The organism is Pseudoalteromonas sp. 31A1, from assembly GCF_011378815.1.
Taxonomy (GTDB): domain Bacteria; phylum Pseudomonadota; class Gammaproteobacteria; order Enterobacterales; family Alteromonadaceae; genus Pseudoalteromonas; species Pseudoalteromonas arctica.
In genome coordinates this window covers 241,342-261,610 of sequence record NZ_WTKY01000003.1, presented here as the reverse complement: position 1 = coordinate 261,610, position 20,269 = coordinate 241,342, and the positions used below count along the sequence as shown (strand labels likewise).

Sequence of the window (20,269 nt, the reverse complement as noted above, 5' to 3'; positions counted from 1 at the left end):
AACGCTGTTAGCGCTGAAAATAGCTGCTCGAGATAGATTTATTAGCCAGAGCTCAGGTTATAATAGCGCGAAAGGGTTTTAGCATTACTACGATATGGCTAAACACTTTGCAGTTAAGGGGTCGTTAAGCCCCATTGCGCTAGATTTTTAAACTATACAGCAAGATAAACAGCAAGGTAAAAGTGCTTTCTTAAAAGTTTAATCGCTTTTACCTGTCTCATTATAACTATATGGGTTAAAATACCTACATAACCAACTAACAAGATAGTGAATGTCAAACCAAGATCCAAATCTCAGTCGAGAACAAGAAAAGTACGAAAACCCAGTCCCTAGTCGTGAGTTTATACTTACTCACCTTCAAGAGCGTTCAAAGCCTGCTAACTACGCGCAATTATGTGAAGAACTAGCAGTAAACGATGACGAACGCCAAATAGCATTTAAACGCCGCCTTCGCGCTATGGAGCGTGACGGACAGCTGTATTTTAATAAATTTAAATGCTATGCCCTAATTGACGAAGCCGGTTTAACCAAAGGCAAAGTAATAGGCCACAGAGACGGTTTTGGCTTTTTAGAAGTTGAAGGCGAGAGTAAAGATTGGTTTATTGCTAAGCACCAAATGAATATGGTGTTACATGGCGACATTGTACTAGCTAAAGGCACTAAACGTGGCTCTGGCTCAAAATGCGATGCACGTATTATAAAAGTGCTTACTAACGAGCGCGCGCCAATTGTTGGCCGTTACTTTGTAGAGCATGGTGTTGCCGTTGTGGTAGCCGAAGACCCGCGCATAACGCAAGATATAATGATTTTACCAGGCAACGAAAACGGTGCCCGCCATAACCAAATGGTGCAGGTTAAAATCACTCAAAATCCAAGCCGCAACATGAACGCGGTAGGTAAAATTATTGATGTACTTGGTGAGCATTTAGCCCCAGGTATGGAAATTGAAGTCGCACTGCGCAATCACGATATTCCACATGTATGGCCTGAAGAAGTTGAAGCACAGGTTGCTCACCTAGGTGAGTTTGTTGAAGACGCTGACAAAAAAGGCCGCGTAGATTTACGTGACTTACCACTTGTAACTATTGATGGCGAAGACGCTCGCGACTTTGATGACGCCGTGTACTGTGAACCTAAAAAATCGGGTGGCTGGCGCTTATGGGTTGCTATTGCCGATGTATCGCATTACGTAGGAATGAACACGCCGCTTAACAAAGAAGCAATTTTGCGTGGTAACTCAGTGTATTTCCCTGAGCAAGTAATTCCGATGCTACCAAAAGTGCTTTCTAACGGATTATGTTCGCTTAATCCAAAAGTAGATCGCTTATGTATGGTTGCCGAAATGACCGTATCGAGCGCGGGTAAACTTTCGGGCTATAAGTTTTACGAAGCGATAATGAACTCGCATGCACGTTTAACTTACACCAAAGTAAATGCCATTTTACAAAACGACGAAAAACTACGCGAAGAATACTCAGCCGTAGTGCCACATTTAACTGACTTACAGCAAATGTATATGGCACTTAAAGCAGCACGCCAAGACCGTGGTGCCATTGAGTTTGAAACCCTAGAAACACGTTTTGTATTTAACGCTCAGCGTAAAATAGAATCAATAGTGCCTGTTATTCGTAACGATGCGCACAAACTGATTGAAGAATGTATGATTTTAGCCAACGTATCGGCGGCTAAAATTCTTGAAAAGCACGAAGCAAGCGCGCTTTATCGCGTGCATGACGAACCAGACAGCGAAAAACTAGGTAACTTTACTAAGTTTTTAGGCGAGTTAGGTATTCAAAGCACATTAAGCGACGAGCCAACACCAAAAGAAATAACCCAAGTATTAGCGCGACTAGGTGACCGCCCAGAAGCCGAGCTTATTCAAACTATGCTACTGCGTTCAATGAAACAAGCTGTATATCAGCCAGATAACATTGGTCACTTTGGTTTAGCGTTATCGGCTTATGCGCACTTTACATCGCCAATACGTCGTTACCCAGATTTAGTAGTACATCGTGCTATTAAAGCAGTAATAAAAGCACAAGGTCAGCAAACGTCTGGCGAATACGCTTATACCGACGACGAAGTTGATCAACTTGGTGAGCAGTGTTCTACCACAGAGCGCCGCGCCGATGATGCAACTCGCGAAGTTGCCGATTGGCTTAAATGTGAGTTTATGCAAGATCACGTAGGTGACGAGTTTGACGGTGTTATTTCATCGGTCACTAACTTTGGTTTGTTTATTCGTTTAGACGATTTACAAATTGATGGGCTTATTCATGTTACTAATTTAGGCGACGAGTTTTTTGCGCATGATGCTGCAAAGCACACCCTAATAGGTGAGCACTCTCACAAAGTTTATCGCCTTGGCGATAAAGTAACAGTAAAAGTTGCGTCGGTTAGTTTAGACGACCGTCGTATCAACTTAACGCTTAAAGGCGATGTTGCACAAGACAGATACTCACGTCGTCGTGCGCCAAAAAAAGGTTCAGGTAAATCTGAGCATGCGCCAGCAAGTGTGCGTTCGCAATTAAAAGCAGGCAAAGTACCGGGTAAAAAGTCGCACAGCGATGACAAACCAAAAGGTAAAAAAAAGCCAGCAAATAAAGATAAAGGCAAGCCTGCAAATAAGTCTGCAACTAAACCCGCAGATAAAAAAGCAGCAGACACTGCCGTAAAGAAAAAGCCGAAAAAGAAGGCAGTTAAAAAGCCTAAAAGAGCTGGCAAAAATGCCCGTAAAAGTACTAGCCCAGGAGCAGATAATACGTGAGTAATGAATTAATTTTTGGCTTTCACTCTGTTGAAGCAATTTTAGAAAGCGAGCCAGAGCGCTTTGTAGAAATTTACGCCCTTAAAGGTCGTGACGACAAACGCTCAACTCCGATTATTGATGAAGCACGTAAGTTTGGTATTTCAGTACAGTTTATGCAGCGTAAAGCCCTTGATAGCAAATCAAAGGGTGAGCAGCATCAAGGTATTATTGCCAACGTAAAAGCAGCGCCAACGTTTAACGAAAAAGATCTTGATGCGATCATCGCTCGTGAAGACACACCGTTTTTACTTGTGCTTGATGGTATTACCGATCCGCATAACTTAGGCGCATGCCTACGTAGTGCAGACGCTGCTGGTGTTCACGCTATAATTGTACCTAAAGATCGCTCTGCCAAGCTTAACGGCACAGCACGTAAAGTTGCTTGTGGTGCAGCCGAAACAGTACCGCTTATTCAAGTGACTAACCTTGCACGTACGCTTCGCGAAATTAAAGATGCAGGCGTATGGGTTGTAGGTACTGCTGGTGAAACTGATAACCACGTATTTGATGCAAGCTTAACAGGCCCAATGGCTATTGTTATGGGCGCAGAAGGCGAGGGCATGCGACGCTTAACGCGTGAGCATTGCGATATGCTCGTTAAAATCCCTATGGCGGGTACAGTTTCAAGCTTAAACGTATCGGTAGCCACAGGTATTTGTTTGTTTGAAGTATTACGTCAACGTAACGCAAATAACTAATATATAAACGATAAGTTTTATGTATTAAAAAGCCGAGATTGAAATTCAATCTCGGCTTTTTTGTATCTGTAACTTACGCTTTTAACTTTACATCAATTGATGCTTTATTATAGCGATAGGAGAATAGCTCTACAGCAAGGCAAAAATAACGAAATATAGTGTTCTTATATGAGTTATTTAAAGCAGCTAATAAACCACTTATTCTATACAAAGCGCAGGTAAACGGTTTAATAACAAGGCAATAATTTAGATGTGTAGTGCTTTTACATAAAAAATTATTAACGCTGTTAGTGAACCACTTATCCTATACAAAGCGCAGGGAAACGGTTTAATAACAAGGCAATAATTTAGATGTGTAGTGTTCTTACATAAAAAATTATTAACGTAGTTAGTGAACCGTTTAACCAGCTTTTAATTTAGAATGAGTAAGTGTAGCCCATTTGTACAGTACGCGGCTTACCTGGTTGAATGCCACCGTTTGAACGGTTAGCAACGTATGTTTTATCAAACAAATTATCAACGCTTAGGTATACTTTTTGATTCTCACCGATTAAGTATTTAGCAGCTAAATCCCATACTACGCGGCTATCAATTGCGTTTAAGCCCGACTCAGTTAAGTTAGCGTGCGCATCAGATACGTAACGTATTTGGCTGTTAACTACAAATGCAGAAAACTCAGCACCGAGCGATAACGCTACTTGGTTTTCTGGTACGTAAGGCATTGCATCGCCTTTTTCTACCGCGCCCCAAATTTCTGAATCAAAATCGTTTTTAAACTCAGAGTCTGTGTAGGTATACGTTAATTTAACTGGGAACATAGCTGTATCAGTTGCAAACGTACGTGCTGCACTAAATTCAAAGCCCGCTACTTCTACTTCACCGTAGTTGTATTGGTCGCCAATGTTGTCGTCGCTACAACCAACCGCTGCAGTACAGTTACCGTGCATGTTGCTGTAGTCAGAGTAAAAGGCAATTACTTCACCGCTAAAGCCATCCATATTAAAGCGAGAGCCAAACTCAATGTTTACACTTTCTTCTTCTTCTTGGTCTGCATTACCAGGTGCTGCTGGTGCATACCCTTTTTGAATGCCCGCAAGTAGCGTTACGTTTTCGTTAAGCGTATAAGTAGCACCTAACGACGGAACTAAAATTTCAGTGTCGTTCGACACATCTTTAGTTAAACCGTTGCTGCGTGTTGGGTCAGTTTTAGACCACTCTTCACGCGTAATAGTAATGTCTTCATAACGAAGACCTGCACTTACTACTAATGCATCAATTGTCCACTCGTCTTGAATAAACAAGGTACTTGCTTCTGCGCTATCTACACGGTTGCTGTCAGAGCCCGGAACGCCTTGCTCTGTAAGCGTTAAGCTTAGGTCTTGATTAAGTGTGTATTTGTCTTCCCATTGAAAACGATCCATTTCGTCTTCGTGGTAACGTACACCAACAGTCACATAGTGATCGCCTGCAGGAATATGTAATTCAGACTGAATACCTTTAGCTTGGTAATCGCGGTTATTAGCTTTAACACCAATACCTTCAATGCCTTCGCTTGTTGGGTTTGCTTCAAAATCGCTGTATTGTTCAAGGTAGCTTTCGCTTACTTTGCTGGCTTTATACCAGTTACGATGAAAATCGTTTAAGTAAGCCGTAGCTAAAAATTCATAGCCATCACCAAAACGGTACGCGTAGTTAAGTTGGTATGCGTTATGGCGAGTATTCATTTCATCGTTTTGCGATGCAGCATAACGACGATAAGGACTTTCTTGATAGTCTTCGTCTGTTAAGCCCATGTAAGTTTCGTCTGATGTTTCGTCAGAGTACTTAATTTTTAGCTCAAGATTATGCGCATCGTTTTGACCAAACGTATTGCCAAACTTTAATAGTAAATCTGTTTTCTCAAAGCCGGTGTTGTCATTGCCTACTGGCAGCTCTTTAAAGCCGTCTGCGCCGTAAGTAAATACTTCAATTAAGCCTGCTGTGTTGTTTTTTTCTTTACCGAAGTAAGCGTGACCTTTGTAGTAACCGTCGCTACCAAGGGCTGCATCTACCATACCTTTTGAGCTATTTGGCTCAGTTGGTAAGCTGCGCGAAAGTAAGTTTAAAACACCACCCGTAGTACGCGGGCCGTACTTAACTGATGCCGCGCCTTTTAATACTTCAATAGACTCCATACGACCCATTGTAGGGAAGTAGTAAGCAGATGGTGCTGAATAGGGTGCTGGTGCAACTAATACACCGTCTTCCATTACCGATATTTTATCGTTACGGCCTGTACCTGTACCGCGCATACCAATATTAGGGCGAAGGCCGTAGCCGTCTTCTTCTTGCACGTAAACGCCCGGAACAGACGCTAAAACGCGAGAAATATCAGTAAATTTGAATTTTTGAAGTTCTTCATCAGAAATAAACGTAGCCGAACCCGGAATATCGTTAATTGCTTGCTGTGAGCCAATAACAGTAATTTGTTCAAAGCGTTGTTCTTTATTGATGGTGTCTTTTGCTATTGCAGTAGCATTAAAAGACAAAGCAACCGCAGTTGCCAGGGTAGATACTAAAAACTTAGGGTTCATTGTGTTCCTAATCATGTCAATTATCTTAATTGGCGTAATTTGAACACGTTAACGAATACGAATCAATGTTATTAAGTATTTAATTATTCAGTTTAATAGAACTAAAAGCACCTACTTATGCAACTTTGTTAACTAAATTGTTTCTTTTGTATTAGTTTGTAATTGCTTTACTCGTTATAAAGTTTTGATTAGCTATAACCTAAACGTAGCGCTATAAACTCCGCGAGTTTGTCTACTGCATGGTCAGATTCGCCCGAGCTTTTAATTAAACTAATACCAATATTACCAAGCGTGGGTAAATGTTTGGTTTGAACTTGATAGTTAAGCTCACTCGGTACTGTGCTTTTAGCTAGTACCGTAATACCTAAGCCTTCTTTTAATGCCGCAATAAGGCCGGTTAAATCGGCGTTGCTATATACAATTCGGTATTTTATGCCCGCACTTTTTAATGCATCAATTGCACGGCGGCGATAAATACACCCCTCTGGTGCGGTAACTAGCGTAACCACGTCGTTTTGCGCAAGTGACAGGTCGCCCACCCACACCAGTTCGTCTTGCATAAAAATAGGAAACTTATCAGAGTTAAGTCGCTCATTTAGCGCAAGTACTAAATCGAACTGATCTTGCCTTGAGGCCGAAAGTAAATGTTTACTTAAACGCGACTTAACTTCTAACGACACCTCAGGGTAGAGCGCGACAAAGTCGCCAATAATTGAGGGTAAAATACGCGCTGCAAATTCGCTCGGAATACCCAAGCGCACTTTACCCGCAATGTTTTCTGATGTGAACTGCTGCAAAATAGCATCGTTGTGTTGCATCATTTGTTTTGCCATAGGCAATAATAGCTCGCCGTACTGGTTTAATACTTGGCGCTGTCCTTGTTTTTTAAATAGTTTATAGCCAAGCACGTCTTCTAGGCGCTTTATTTGCAAACTGACTGCAGGTTGCGAAAGGCCAAGTAAATCGCCTGCTTTAGCAAAGCCACCTATTTCAACTACCATCACAAAAGTACGTAAACTGTCGGTTGATATGTTTTTCATATTTAAAATTACAATTTATATAGCTATATATATAAGTATTATTTATCAATTGATAAAAAATTACAATTTGTTGTTGATAGGCGTGGGCAATATACTTTTATAATCGAAAATACACAGGTGTTTGTTATGACTTTTAACCCAATAATGTTTGCCCGCCACAGCAACGCAAGTAGTGCGGTTACTAACGCTTTGCAAACTAACAACAATCACGTTGTAATGGATTTTAGTGGCACCGAAACCAGTGTATTTTTAAGCACTATTTTAGGCCTTGATTTAACGAAGCTTACCGCCAGCGGTTTAGGCTTAAAGGGCACGCTTGATGGCGACTATAATTCTGACTACAGCTTTGCTGTTTATTACTTTAGCGAAACCGCCTTTAGATTTGTACTGCCACACAACGCAAGCCTTCAACTACAAGCACTTATAAACGAGCAACAGCTACGTTTTGATATTGATTATGTAGTACGCACCGACCTAGCAAGCTTTATTTTAAGTGGCGACAACGCGTTTGATACTCTAGTAAATGCTTTTAAATTAACACCAGGTTTGCGCCTTTCTGACGCGCAACTATGCTACGGTGCGCAAAGTGGTGATGTATTTATTACCGCCATTGATAAAAACGACGAACAACACTTTGTATTAGTAGCTAAACAACAAGAATTACAAAAATGGCAAAGCTACATGCAAGCGCAAGGTTTTGCACTTATGCATAGTGAAGCCGCATAACGAATACAAACAACAGGTGAACATAACAATGTTTACCTGTTTTTAGTTACGGTTAAGTAAAAACTAATTTAAGCCACGCCCTAAACAGGGTTAATTTAAACGTGAAGGAATGTTATGACTTCTAAAACTGTACTACATGCTAAGCACCTAGAAGCGGGCGCAAAAATGGTTGATTTTCATGGCTGGGAAATGCCAATCAACTACGGCTCACAAATAGAAGAACACAATGCCGTTCGCACCGACGCAGGCATGTTTGATGTATCACACATGACTATTGTTGATATTGAAGGGCCTCAAGCACAAGCATTTTTACGTAAGCTAGTAGCTAACGACGTTGCAAAATTAACCGTACCAGGTAAAGCGCTTTACACAGGCATGCTTAACGAGCAAGGCGGTGTAATAGACGACTTAATTATTTATTTCTTTAGCGAAACTTTTTACCGCCTGGTTGTTAACTCAGCAACGCGCGAAAAAGACCTAGCACATTTAGCTAACGTATCGAGCGACTTTGACGTAACAGTTACAGAGCGCCCAGAGTTTGCAATGATTGCAGTACAAGGTCCTAACGCTAAAGCAAAAACAGCCACACTTTTAAATGCTGAGCAACAAGCAGCCGTTGAAGGTATGAAGCCGTTTTTTGGCGTTCAAGTAGGTGATTTATTTATTGCCACAACGGGTTATACTGGCGAAGACGGTTACGAAATAGTAGTACCGAACGACCAAGCAGCCTATTTATGGCAACAACTGCTAGATGCAGGTGTTGCGCCAGCTGGTTTAGGTGCACGCGACACGCTACGTTTAGAAGCAGGTATGAACCTTTACGGCCTAGATATGGACGAAAGCGTATCACCACTTGCAGCTAACATGGCATGGACCATTGCATGGGAACCAGAAGATCGCGACTTTATTGGCCGTGACGTACTTGTTAAGCAACGCGCAGAAAAAAGCACTGACAAACTAGTTGGCTTAGTGTTTGAAGAAAAAGGCGTTTTGCGTAGCGGTTCTAAAGTAATTGTTGACGGTGGGATAGGTATTATTACTTCTGGTACTTTTTCACCAACACTTGGTTTTAGTGTAGCCCTTGCACGTGTACCACGTTCAACAGGCGATACAGCTCAAGTAGAAATGCGTAAAAAATTAGTAAACGTTAAAGTAGTAAAGCCTAGCTTTGTACGTAACGGTAAATCAATAATTTAAATAATTTGGTTATACCAATCACAATAATTATTGCGATTGGTATCCTCCCAATATAAACCAAAGGACAAATAAAATGAGCAACATTCCTAGCGAGTTAAAATACGCACCTTCACACGAGTGGGTTCGCAGTGAAGGCGACGGTACATTTACTGTTGGTATTTCTGAGCATGCACAAGAACTTCTTGGCGACATGGTATTTGTTGAATTACCAGAAGTTGGCGACGAAGTAGACGCTGGCGAAGACTGTGCAGTAGCAGAGTCAGTTAAAGCAGCATCAGACATTTACGCACCTATCAGTGGCGAAATTGTTGCTATTAACGAAGAGCTTGAAGATTCACCTGAAACAGTAAACAGCGACGCTTACGGCGACGGTTGGTTATTCCGTATTAAAGCATCTGACGAGTCTGAGCTAGACAACTTATTAGACGCTGAAGGTTACTCGCACACTATCGACGAAGAATAATCATTTTTTGAAGATAACTAAAAGCCCCGTTTAATGTATAAAAATGGGGCTTTTATGATTTTACAGCGCACAACCCCATACTGAGTGAACTGTTAAATCGTCAAATATTTTAATTAATGCTAGTTACCCATTAGCATTTAGGATCATAGGAATCTGGATTCATGTCAAACGCCAAATCTCTTGAAGAACTAGAGCAAAAGCAAGATTTTATTCGCCGCCATATTGGGCCAAGCCCAGCACAAGTAAGCGATATGCTAAGTGCTTTAGAAGTATCGAGTGTGCAAGAGCTCATTGACCAAACTGTACCGGCTAGCATTCGTCTAGAACAGCCGCTAACAGTTGGCGAAAGCCGTACTGAAGTTGAAACACTAAGCTACTTAAAATCTGTAGCAAGCAAAAATAAAGTTTTCAAATCGTACATTGGCCAAGGCTACCACCCAACTAACGTACCGCACGTAATTTTACGTAACGTACTAGAAAATCCAGGTTGGTATACAGCGTACACACCGTATCAGCCAGAGATTGCACAAGGGCGTTTAGAATCATTATTAAACTTCCAAACTATGACCCTAGATTTAACCGGTCTTGATTTAGCAAGTGCATCACTCCTTGACGAATCAACAGCCGCTGCAGAGGCTATGGGCCTTGCAAAACGCGTATCAAAAGCTAAAAAAGCCAATGCCTTTTTTATCGCTGACGACGTACACACACAAACAATCGACGTAGTAACAACGCGTGCCGAGCAGTTTGGTTTTGAAATAATTGTAGGTAAAGCAGAAGATGCCGTTAACCACGACATTTTTGGCGCATTGTTCCAATACCCAACTACATCAGGCGAAGTGGTAGATATAACTGACCTAATTGCTGGCGTACAAAGCAAAAAGGCCATTGCCTGTGTTGCTGCCGACATAATGAGTTTATTACTATTAAAAGCACCGGGTAAACTAGGCGCAGACGTAGTACTTGGTTCGGCTCAGCGTTTTGGTGTACCTATGGGTTACGGCGGCCCACATGCTGCATTTTTTGCAACACGTGACGCATACAAACGTTCATTACCAGGTCGTATTATTGGTGTATCTAAAGACCGTTTAGGTAACGACGCACTACGTATGGCAATGCAAACGCGCGAACAACACATTCGCCGCGACAAAGCCAACTCAAACATTTGTACAGCGCAAGTATTACTTGCCAACATGGCAGCGTTTTACGCGGTGTACCACGGCCCACAAGGCTTAAAAACTATCGCGCAGCGTATACATCGCTTTGCTGATATTTTAGCAAGTGGTCTTAAAGCTAAAGGCATCGCACTTAAGCACAATACTTGGTTTGATACGCTAACAGTAGTAAGCGACAACAAAAACGACGTAACAGCACGTGCAATTGCAAAAGGCGTAAACTTTGCAACAAACCACGAAGGCGAGTACTCAATTTCGGTATCAGAGACAACAACACGTGCCGATATCGCTGAGTTATTCGATATTATTTTAGGCGAAGGCCATGGCTTAAGTGTTGATGCTATTGCAGCCGACGTTGAAGCAAATGGCAGCGAGTCAATTCCTGCAAGTTTAGTACGTGATGACGAAGTACTAACGCATCCAAACTTTAACAGCTACCACAGCGAAACAGACATGCTTCGCTACATAAAGCGATTAGAAAGCAAAGACTTATCGCTTAATCACTCAATGATCTCGTTAGGCTCATGTACCATGAAACTAAACGCGACTGCTGAGATGATCCCAATTACGTGGCCTGAGTTTGCAAACCTTCACCCATTCTGCCCGCTAGATCAAGCAGAAGGTTACCAAATAATGATTGGCGAGCTTCACGACTGGCTAGTAAACATTACCGGTTACGATGCAGTATCACTTCAGCCAAACTCTGGCGCGCAAGGTGAATACGCAGGCTTAATCGCGATTCGTAAATACCACGAGTCACGCGGCGATGCACACCGTAATGTATGTTTAATTCCAAGCTCTGCGCACGGTACTAACCCTGCATCAGCGCAAATGGCAAGCATGAAAATTGTGGTAGTTAACTGCGACAAAAACGGTAACGTAGACATGGCAGATTTAAAAGCGAAAGCTGAAGAAGTTGCTGAAAACTTATCGTGCATCATGATCACATACCCGTCTACGCACGGCGTATACGAAGAAACAATTCGCGAAATTTGTGACATTATTCATGAGCACGGCGGCCAAGTTTACATGGACGGCGCAAACATGAACGCGCAAGTTGGCGTAACAAGCCCAGGCTTTATTGGCTCAGACGTATCGCACTTAAACTTGCATAAAACATTTTGTATTCCACACGGTGGCGGTGGTCCAGGTGTTGGCCCAATTGGTGTTAAATCGCACCTTGCGCCATTTATGCCAAACCACAGCGTAATTAACGTACCAGGTACTAACATCGGTAACGGTGCGGTATCGGCAGCGCCTTACGGCTCAGCCGCTATTTTACCTATTTCATGGGCTTACATCACCATGATGGGATCAGAGGGCTTAAAACAAGCCACTGAAATGGCTATCGTTAATGCTAACTACTTAACGCATGAGCTAAGCAAGCACTTCCCAATTTTATACCGTGGTCGTAACAACCGTGTTGCTCACGAATGTATTGTTGACTTACGCCCGCTTAAAGAGCAATCAGGCATTACTGAAATGGACGTAGCTAAGCGCTTGCAAGATTACGGCTTCCATTCACCCACTATGTCGTTCCCAGTAGCTGGTACATTAATGATTGAGCCAACTGAGTCTGAATCAAAAGGTGAGATTGACCGCTTTATTGAAGCAATGGTATCGATTAAAGGCGAAATTGAAAAAGTAATCTCTGGCGAATGGTCAATCGAAAACAACCCGCTAGTGTTTGCACCGCATACACAAGGCGACGTGTTAGGTAACGAATGGGACCGTGCATACGACCGTTTTTACGCTGCATTCCCAGTGCCTGCAGTAGCTAAAAACAAGTTTTGGCCAACCGTTACTCGTATTGATGACGTATACGGCGACCGTAACTTAGTATGTTCATGCCCAGCGGTTGAGACTTATCGCGACTAAGAGCAGAGACTAATTTTTTGAGCTTTAATGGGTAGTAAATCCCATTATAGTTTGAAAATTTATCAAAATTATAAAAGCCGTTGCAGCAATGCAACGGCTTTTTTGTGTGTAGCGATAAGCCATAAATAATATGGCGTAGGTTGGGATGAGTGAAACGAAACTCAACAAGTCGCAAATATACTTACTCGCTCAAAAGCCAAGCGTATGTGTTATTTATTGTAGGCGTTTAGCTTGCTGACGCGCGGGCGATAGCCCAAAAGTTATAAATAACATTGTGCGCTTGTAGCTTTTAGGCTACATTTATTTAGCAGGTTGAATAAATTGGAGTAATTATTATGGCGCTACAAACATCAGATTTTAACCCGTTTGACTATATGGAAACACAGCAAGAAATTAATACATTTTTAGAAGAGTGTTTAGCTGATGATGATCCAAATACCTTTATTGAAGCACTTGGCTTATTAGTTAAAAAGCATGGCGTGAGTGATATTGCTAAAGCAACGGGATTAAACCGTGAAAGCTTATATAAAGCAGTTAACGGTAAAACCAAGCCACGTTGGGAAACTATTTTTAAAGTGATGAAAGCACTTAATTTTCGCTTAACTAGCCAAATTGTTTAAAAGCTTTCCTCCTAATCAGAATCTGTAAATTTATGGCTTACTGATAAGTCATTTGGGTCAGTCAAGTAAATTTATCTATTAAAATCAAGCTAGAAAAAGTGCAAAGCCTGAGTTTATTTATTCTTTTAAAGTAAAGCATTATTCAGCAGTATCCCGACTGAATAAGTTAATAATTACAGATAATAAGGTCAAATTACAATTCGAAAAACTTCTGGATAGCTTGGTGTATGAAGTCAAAGTTTGAGCCTTTTAGCTCTTACATTTAATTAAAATAAAACGGAACACAAACTCAATATGTATTATTCAGAAAATATAGGAAGAATTTTAAGGTTATTTAGGGAAGAACATACTGAGCGAAATGAAGAGTATCTATCCAATTTTGATTCGGTTTTGAAAAGTAAAGTTATAGCTGAACTTCTCTTAAACTCAAACATAGCAACCCCTGAGTTAAATAGGGAAAATGTTGCTAAGTTATTTTCTGGAGAATTAGCTTGGCCTAAAGACAATGGAGAAGAATACAAAAAAAACTTAAATGTAGAATTGGCTACGTTAGAAAAATTAGGAGCGGTGACCTTTTATGCTAACTATTGCCAAGTACATGTTAGAAGTATTCCTGAAATAAATGAAATTGATGAATCGTGTCGGCCTTTACTTGAAGCACTAGATCTACTTCGTAATATTATATTTGGTTGGGAAAGCTTCGTTAAACCTCACTTTAAAATAGATAAACAAAAAGCTGAATCAATTCTAGCAAAGAGGTCATTACCTTGTATTATTAGTGACTTTAAAGAGAGAAATGGTTATTACCATTTAGACACTTTAGAGCATGATTTTAAAAATATAATAGCTGAATACCTGTGGGATTCGTTAGTTAATAAACTTGCTTTGAAAGATGAAGAAGCAGGTAGCTATAGAATTGGTTTTAATCAGCAGCAATTAAATTTAATGAGTAAATGGTTGTTAATATGTCGTGTTTATTCTGATAATTACTTGAGTCAATTAAATTTTTCTTTTATTAGCTACACTCATCAGTATGTATATTTAGAATACTTGGAGCTTTTGGTCGCTTCTGATGAGCAATTAAAGCACCCGAAGTCTGTGTTAGATAATAAATGGCTATGTTCCTCTGATATTCGACGGGTCTTTTTAGATATTCGCTCAGAATATAGTATAGATATAAACCTTACCGCTTCAGATTCAAAAAAGCAAAACTCTTATAAAGAAACAAAAACAGCTAAAAGCCTAGATGATATAAAAGAAAGTTTATTTACGAATAGTAATAATATGTCTATTTCAAATTTAGCTTTTTATGATTCATATCGTAATCTCTTTTATGTAAATGACACTAGTAATTTTTATTCAAGCTCCTTGACGAAAATCATTAATTCTGACGTTTATGTCGATAGCTCTAGTATAAATAGCTGTGGCAGGTTAGATAGATTATTTGAAAACTCAAATGAAAGCCATGAACTGAGGTTCATGTTATTAAATGGTAGTATACATAGTACTGGAGTTAAGTATTTATTATATCTTCTAACAAAAAAGGAAACGGCCACAACTGCATTATATATTTTCGCAAATAACCCTTTAAGCAATAGTCTTAACTTACACCATAAGGAGAATGACTCTTTTTATTTAGAATACTTTCCTGCTGTATGCGATGAATTTATGGATATATATTCTAAGAATTTTTTCAATAGATCATTGGTTGAGGGAGAAGCAAGCCCTTCTACTGACATTGTTGAGTTACTCATATTAATGGCAAAAAATTCTATTCATAATAATTATGCTGGAGAGTTGAATGCTAAAAAAGGCTGTTTAGATATCTTAATGAGTAAATTTACTTCAGAACAAATTTCAGATGTTTCTGTTTGTTTATTGTCAAAAATCGGAAATGATAAAGAAGAATTTGAGCGAAGCCTACCTGTTTGGAAGTTTTATTTACTCTTTTGGTTATTAGAAAAAGCCCAAGATTTTAACTTATTAGGCGGGAAGAAAATCTCTGAACAAACCCAGCACATAGTAGTTGATTTATATTGTGAATATTTCAAATCCTGTATTGATAATAAAGAGAGCGGAATTAATGCTTACAAAATGTTTGATTATCTTCCTTGGTGGCGGATTGATGATGAGTATATTCCCGAGTATTTAGGTCTGATTGAAAAGCCAAACAAGTGGGCTAACAAAATTTCTAATTCAAATGATTTTGGATATGGCAATAAAGACTTAATTAGAAGCTACTTTCAACTTTTATTAGGTTTACATACCGAAAATCGAAAAAATTCTTACAATTCAATGATTATTTCAAAGGCTCTTAATTTATTGGAAAGTTTTGGCTTTTCTGATGAAGACTATGAAATCTTTGGTTACGAATCTCAATATGACTACCCATTGTGGCGGCAGTTCACGCTATTTGTTGATAATTTAAATGATGACGAATTCAATAGAGTTACTTTAGTTCTAAGGGATGAAGTACCCTTAAATAAAGTATTAGAGTTATATAGCCAACTTAAAAGAGAAGCTCGAAAATCTGACTTATTAAGAAATATAGGGGATTTTGCCTCAGATAAAACTTTAGATAAGTTAAGTATCATAGCTCTAGAGGAATCATTGGACTTTACATGTAGTATTGGTCAAGTTGATACTGCAAAAGTTATGTTAGAGAAGGGACTAACGCTATTGTCAGATGAAGACAGCTATTTAAATAAGAGATTACCTTCTCTTGAAATTTTAAGGCTTCAAGATAAATGGAAAGTCTATGAATTCAAAGTCAGGCTATTAATAATCGTTAATGATGCAAATTTGAGTGATGAAGGTAAATTAGAAGAAATTAGAAAAACCGCCGTTCCTTTTAAAAGTAATCGTACAAATCAAATACAGCAAAGTTTAGTTTCAAATTGCGAACGTTTTCGAAGGCAAATGAGCGCTTTAGTACTCTTTACTTTAAACCCAGAAGCAGCATATAGATACTTCGATGGATTATATAGACAGTGGAGAACCGGCTACTACGCCGGAAATCGTTTTGCTTCAAGATTGAAGTTCTTAGATACAAATCAAGAAAGCACCGACGTTGAATATAAAAGAGCGTTAAATGAGTGGTTAGAGTTTTTTAATGATGAAAATATTCATGAACTAGACTTTAATATAATTTCAAATTGGATTTATTGTTTAGTCAAAGTGCATGACCTTCGTGGTGTTGATGCTCTTTGGAGTAAACTGTCTAAAAATCAACAGCACAACATATTAATAGCTACTTCTTATTGCCATTCATTAAAGCTAAGAGGAGATCATTATTCAGCACAATCTATCTTTGAAAAGTTAAAGGGTTATCATAATGTTTCCTCGTTGGGAGATGAAGCGGATTTTCAACTCTCTGAATTAGAAGAGTTAATTATAAAAGATATAGAGCCGAAACGAGCATCTGCTTTGACTAGTATGCTTGCTAACCAGCCAAGGACTAGTGACGAGTTAAGGCAGAGATATTATGAAATAAAATCTAAAAAATTGGCTGATCTTGTAATAATAGTTGAAGAGCCTAACTCTACAATAGAGAGTTTTCTATATAAACAATTAAGCCTTATCATGAAGGAAATACAACTTAGAAAAAATAATCTAAATAATAAACTCGTAAAGGGTGATACACCAAACTCTTATCGAATAATAAATGAGGATTCAATTAACGATTGGGTCACTTCGTTGTTTGATCACAGATTATCTTATATTGGCTTAAACTGTAGGGATCAAAAACGAGGTGGGCGTTCAGGTTCTCTTGATAGTAAGAACCCCGGCGAAATAGACTTTTTCTTATGTGGCAATAATAACGAGCGTATTGCGATAATGGAGGCTTTTCGATTATTTTCCAATGATACAACTGTCATAAATAGTCATTTGAATAAAATAGTAGGGTATGATCAGGAGAGTCTTAGCCCTGTTTTTATTATCGCTTATTGCGATGTAACTAACTTTATAGACCTTTGTGATAAATATTATAAGGATACAAAAAGTCGAGATTATATAGGGTTTAAAAAGTCGGCTTCGCAAAATGATTTGATTACACCTATAGAAAAATCACAGAACTTGAATTACTTTAAAGAGGTACGGTACAGGGACCGTAAACCAATTGTTATATATCATATGATGATTAATTTACGATTTTGAAAACCAAAGGGGTCAAATCCTGAGGGATCCCCACAATTGCTAATAAGCTACAAGCACTCATGGCAATCCTTATTTAATTGCTTGAGTGCCTCTGAAAAAATTTTCAGCTTTATTTTATAACCAAACTTTTCGAAGAACCAAAGTCGTCACCCATTAGATAACTCCTGTCAAGCAGGCTGCTCTATCTCCTTGACCTTTTTATTCAAAAACCAAGTGCTCTTATTATTTTTAAACTCACTTTAAATATGACTACGAACCTAGTAATGACGTCGATTTGTGTGAGTATGCACCGTGGCTTGAACAAAGAACTCCATATAAATTAAGGCTCTTGGTTTGCGCCTCGTTCATCGTTTAGTACCAGTATCAGCCCAAACTATAAATATCTTGAAATTATACTTTTAAGCTCTATAATTACGCGTAACAACACCCCTCCCGCTACCCGTAAGCTCAGCGCCCTGCGAGGGGTTAATTATTTCTATAGCATGGTAAAAGGATTTAGCCTTCATGCAGTTCCCTAAAGCCCCCATAACATTTGCGCAGCAAGTCGACTTACTAGAAGAGCGCGGGCTAGTAATTAATGATAAAGAATCAGCAGCCTTTTATCTTAGCCATATTAATTATTACAGGCTAGGCACTTATTGGTGGTCGTTTATTGAAGATCATCAAAATCATACTTTTAAGTCTGGTACTACGTTTGAGCAAGTGTTAAATCTGTATTCTTTTGATAGAGAGCTAAGGTTGTTATTACTTGATGCCATTGAGCGAATAGAAGTATCTGTGCGCACTCAGTGGGCATATCATTTAGCAAAAAAGCATGGTTCACATGCACACTTAGAGCCTGCTGCATTTTCTTCTAAATTTAATCATAACGACTTTGTTAGTAATATTTGTGCTGAAATTCAACGAACGTCAGATACAAATATAAAAAAGCAAAATTACAAATATAATGAAGAAACACCCGCTATTTGGATTATTGCTGAAGTAATGAGCTTCGGCTGGCTTTCAAGGAGCTATGATGCAATAGGGCGACGAGCGCTAAAAAATGATATTGCAGATTCATATAAAGTAAAAGAAACAATACTTTCATCTTTTTTACACCACATAACTACGGTGCGTAATATCTGTGCCCATCATAGTCGCTTATATAACCGAGATTTTACATTTACCATGAAGCTGCCAACAAATGGCGACAGTGTTTTACTTAATAGCTTTAGCGATACAACTAAGCAGTTATACAACACACTCGTTATGTGTGCTTATTTTATGGATTTAACTAGCCCTAATCACCATTGGAAACAAAAGTTAGCTAGCTTGATTGAGGTGTATAATATTGACGTAACCGAAATGGGCTTCCCTGAAAATTGGAAAACGTTACCTATCTGGAATAGCATTAAATAAATTAAGAGCTAATTAAGCCCTCAGTTAATTGTAAAAACCAGAGGCACTAGATTTTTATTACACATCAAGTACCTAGGTTTTTAGTTTATTGCTCATCGAGTTAATTACTGTGTCTAGACCACGGCGGATAGAGTTTAAGAATGCGTTTATCATGTGATTGACCGTGGCAGAGGGCATAAAAAAAGGCAATATTATTGCCCTTTTTTATGCGCTTAAATTGGTTGTTATAAACTATAGCGCTACTAAGCTTTGCTCTAGCATTGCCTTTATTTGTTTTACTATTTTAGCTTCTGTTTCAGGTTCGAATTGTTGTATACGTGGGGTATGAATGTGCCCTGTAGGTATACTTGAATTAAGCGCATCGCGCAGGCGAATACTTCGGTACGATATTTCGTTAGACAGGTAACCACCGCCGCCGCCATTTACCGCAATACTATTTTTAAGCTCGCCGTACGAACCGGCTTTATAGGTTTTTTCAAGCGTGGTGACTTCGTGATTGTCGATAACTTTATAAGGGCCTTTAGCTTGTTGCATGTAACTTACAGGCAAGCTAAATTTTACAAACTCGTTGCCTGGAAGTGGTCGGCCATTAAGTTTTGGTATTACTGGGTTTGTTTGCGTTCCGCCATACACAATATTGGCATTATCGGGGGCAGTTACACTGCGACGTTTACCCGGAAAGTGCTCTAAATCAAATTCTGTTCTGCCCATACTTACGGTTACTACCATGTCTACATTATTAAGTGCGTAGTAAGGGGCAAGTAAGGATTCTATTATGCCTTGATCAAAATCTTCATAGCGTACAGGTACCATAACAGTGTTAATTTCTGCGCTCACGCCGTTGTAATTAATAACTTGGCCGTCGAGCAATAACGCCGCAACACCAGAGGGGTTACTTTGGTTTATGTTTTTATCGAGTAAGAATGGGTCAAAGCCTGTAAGTAATATTTTTTTAGTGCTACCTGATGAAAAAGCAAGGTCGGTACGGCCTCTGCTGCCGTCCTCAAGTATGGTCAGTAAAGTATTTAGTTGAGCCTGCGTAATTGAAAATTTAGGCGATGTTGTGCGTATTACTTTGCTTGAAAGCAGGCGTGCCCAGTAAAGCTCTCGATCGTCGTAATTATTAGTTTTTACTATGCGTTGCTTGGCGTTTTCCCACAGTTCAAAGCTAAAGCTTTGTACTAATATTTTTGCACTTTTAAAGTTGTTTAATACTTTAAATTGTTGCTCAAAAGCTGATACTTGTGGTGTAAATGCATTTAAAACATTTGGCATTGCTGATTGGGCTTTGTTGATACGCTGCTCTTCAACAGTTAAAGGGTTACTTAAAGCAGCGAATGAAGAGGCAATTAAGCTGGTCGCTAATAATACTTTGATCATAATCTTCCTAAGATAAAGCTATTGTTTTATATGTAATTTACTATCCTACTATTGCTAATTTAGAGCAACCAATTAACGTTGAATCGACTGATATTTGCTTTTGCCGAGTGTTGGTATTGTTTAACAGGCCAATTAGCATTATCGGCTAATAAAA

Annotated in this window: 12 protein-coding genes; 9 read left to right on the top strand and 3 right to left on the bottom strand. The window is 39.3% G+C overall.

What is annotated here, in order from left to right:
• Nucleotides 1-271 precede the first annotated feature (271 nt).
• Both rnr and rlmB read left to right on the top strand, forming a co-directional pair.
• A complete protein-coding gene (gene rnr / locus GQR52_RS05025; protein ID WP_165727664.1) occupies nucleotides 272-2,767 on the top strand; it encodes a ribonuclease R in 2,496 nt (831 codons plus the stop codon).
• Nucleotides 2,764-3,507, top strand: a complete 744-nt coding sequence (gene rlmB / locus GQR52_RS05020; RefSeq protein WP_007378377.1) for a 23S rRNA (guanosine(2251)-2'-O)-methyltransferase RlmB — start codon at nucleotides 2,764-2,766, stop codon at nucleotides 3,505-3,507. Before rnr ends, rlmB begins: the two co-directional genes overlap by 4 nt.
• A 416-nt stretch (nucleotides 3,508-3,923) precedes the next feature.
• Here rlmB and GQR52_RS05015 read toward each other — a convergent pair whose 3' ends face one another.
• Both GQR52_RS05015 and GQR52_RS05010 read right to left on the bottom strand, forming a co-directional pair.
• Nucleotides 3,924-6,080: a TonB-dependent receptor gene (locus GQR52_RS05015; protein WP_165727663.1), complete on the bottom strand. Its 2,157-nt coding sequence runs from the start codon at nucleotides 6,078-6,080 to the stop codon at nucleotides 3,924-3,926.
• A 188-nt stretch (nucleotides 6,081-6,268) separates the two neighbouring features.
• Complete coding sequence (locus tag GQR52_RS05010; RefSeq protein WP_165727662.1) at nucleotides 6,269-7,120, bottom strand: LysR family transcriptional regulator; 852 nt, start codon at nucleotides 7,118-7,120, stop codon at nucleotides 6,269-6,271.
• 126 nt (nucleotides 7,121-7,246) lie between these two features.
• On the opposite strand from GQR52_RS05010, the gene GQR52_RS05005 reads away from it, so the two are divergent.
• The 7 genes from GQR52_RS05005 (at nucleotide 7,247) to GQR52_RS04975 (ending at nucleotide 18,735) form a co-directional block, all read left to right on the top strand.
• Entirely contained in the window at nucleotides 7,247-7,846 is a 600-nt protein-coding gene (locus GQR52_RS05005) for a hypothetical protein (protein ID WP_002958026.1), read from the top strand.
• A gap of 114 nt (nucleotides 7,847-7,960) precedes the next feature.
• The gene (gene gcvT / locus GQR52_RS05000; RefSeq protein WP_165727661.1) at nucleotides 7,961-9,043 is read left to right on the top strand and encodes a glycine cleavage system aminomethyltransferase GcvT; all 1,083 of its coding nucleotides are present in this window, start codon (nucleotides 7,961-7,963) and stop codon (nucleotides 9,041-9,043) included.
• A gap of 73 nt (nucleotides 9,044-9,116) precedes the next feature.
• Nucleotides 9,117-9,506 carry a glycine cleavage system protein GcvH gene (gene gcvH, locus GQR52_RS04995; protein ID WP_165727660.1) on the top strand — a complete coding sequence of 130 codons (390 nt, stop codon included), beginning with the start codon at nucleotides 9,117-9,119 and terminating at the stop codon, nucleotides 9,504-9,506.
• A gap of 161 nt (nucleotides 9,507-9,667) precedes the next feature.
• Nucleotides 9,668-12,559 carry an aminomethyl-transferring glycine dehydrogenase gene (gene gcvP, locus GQR52_RS04990; protein WP_165727659.1) on the top strand — a complete coding sequence of 964 codons (2,892 nt, stop codon included), beginning with the start codon at nucleotides 9,668-9,670 and terminating at the stop codon, nucleotides 12,557-12,559.
• Nucleotides 12,560-12,894: 335 nt separating this feature from the next.
• Nucleotides 12,895-13,179: an addiction module antidote protein gene (locus GQR52_RS04985; protein ID WP_165727658.1), complete on the top strand. Its 285-nt coding sequence runs from the start codon at nucleotides 12,895-12,897 to the stop codon at nucleotides 13,177-13,179.
• A gap of 294 nt (nucleotides 13,180-13,473) precedes the next feature.
• Nucleotides 13,474-17,337 (top strand): hypothetical protein, encoded by a 3,864-nt coding sequence (locus tag GQR52_RS04980; RefSeq protein WP_165727657.1) that lies wholly within the window; start codon nucleotides 13,474-13,476, stop codon nucleotides 17,335-17,337.
• Between the two features lie 504 nt (nucleotides 17,338-17,841).
• Nucleotides 17,842-18,735 carry an Abi family protein gene (locus GQR52_RS04975; protein ID WP_165727656.1) on the top strand — a complete coding sequence of 298 codons (894 nt, stop codon included), beginning with the start codon at nucleotides 17,842-17,844 and terminating at the stop codon, nucleotides 18,733-18,735.
• Between the two features lie 231 nt (nucleotides 18,736-18,966).
• Here GQR52_RS04975 and GQR52_RS04970 read toward each other — a convergent pair whose 3' ends face one another.
• Nucleotides 18,967-20,115 (bottom strand): hypothetical protein, encoded by a 1,149-nt coding sequence (locus GQR52_RS04970; RefSeq protein WP_165727655.1) that lies wholly within the window; start codon nucleotides 20,113-20,115, stop codon nucleotides 18,967-18,969.
• Nucleotides 20,116-20,269 lie beyond the last annotated feature (154 nt).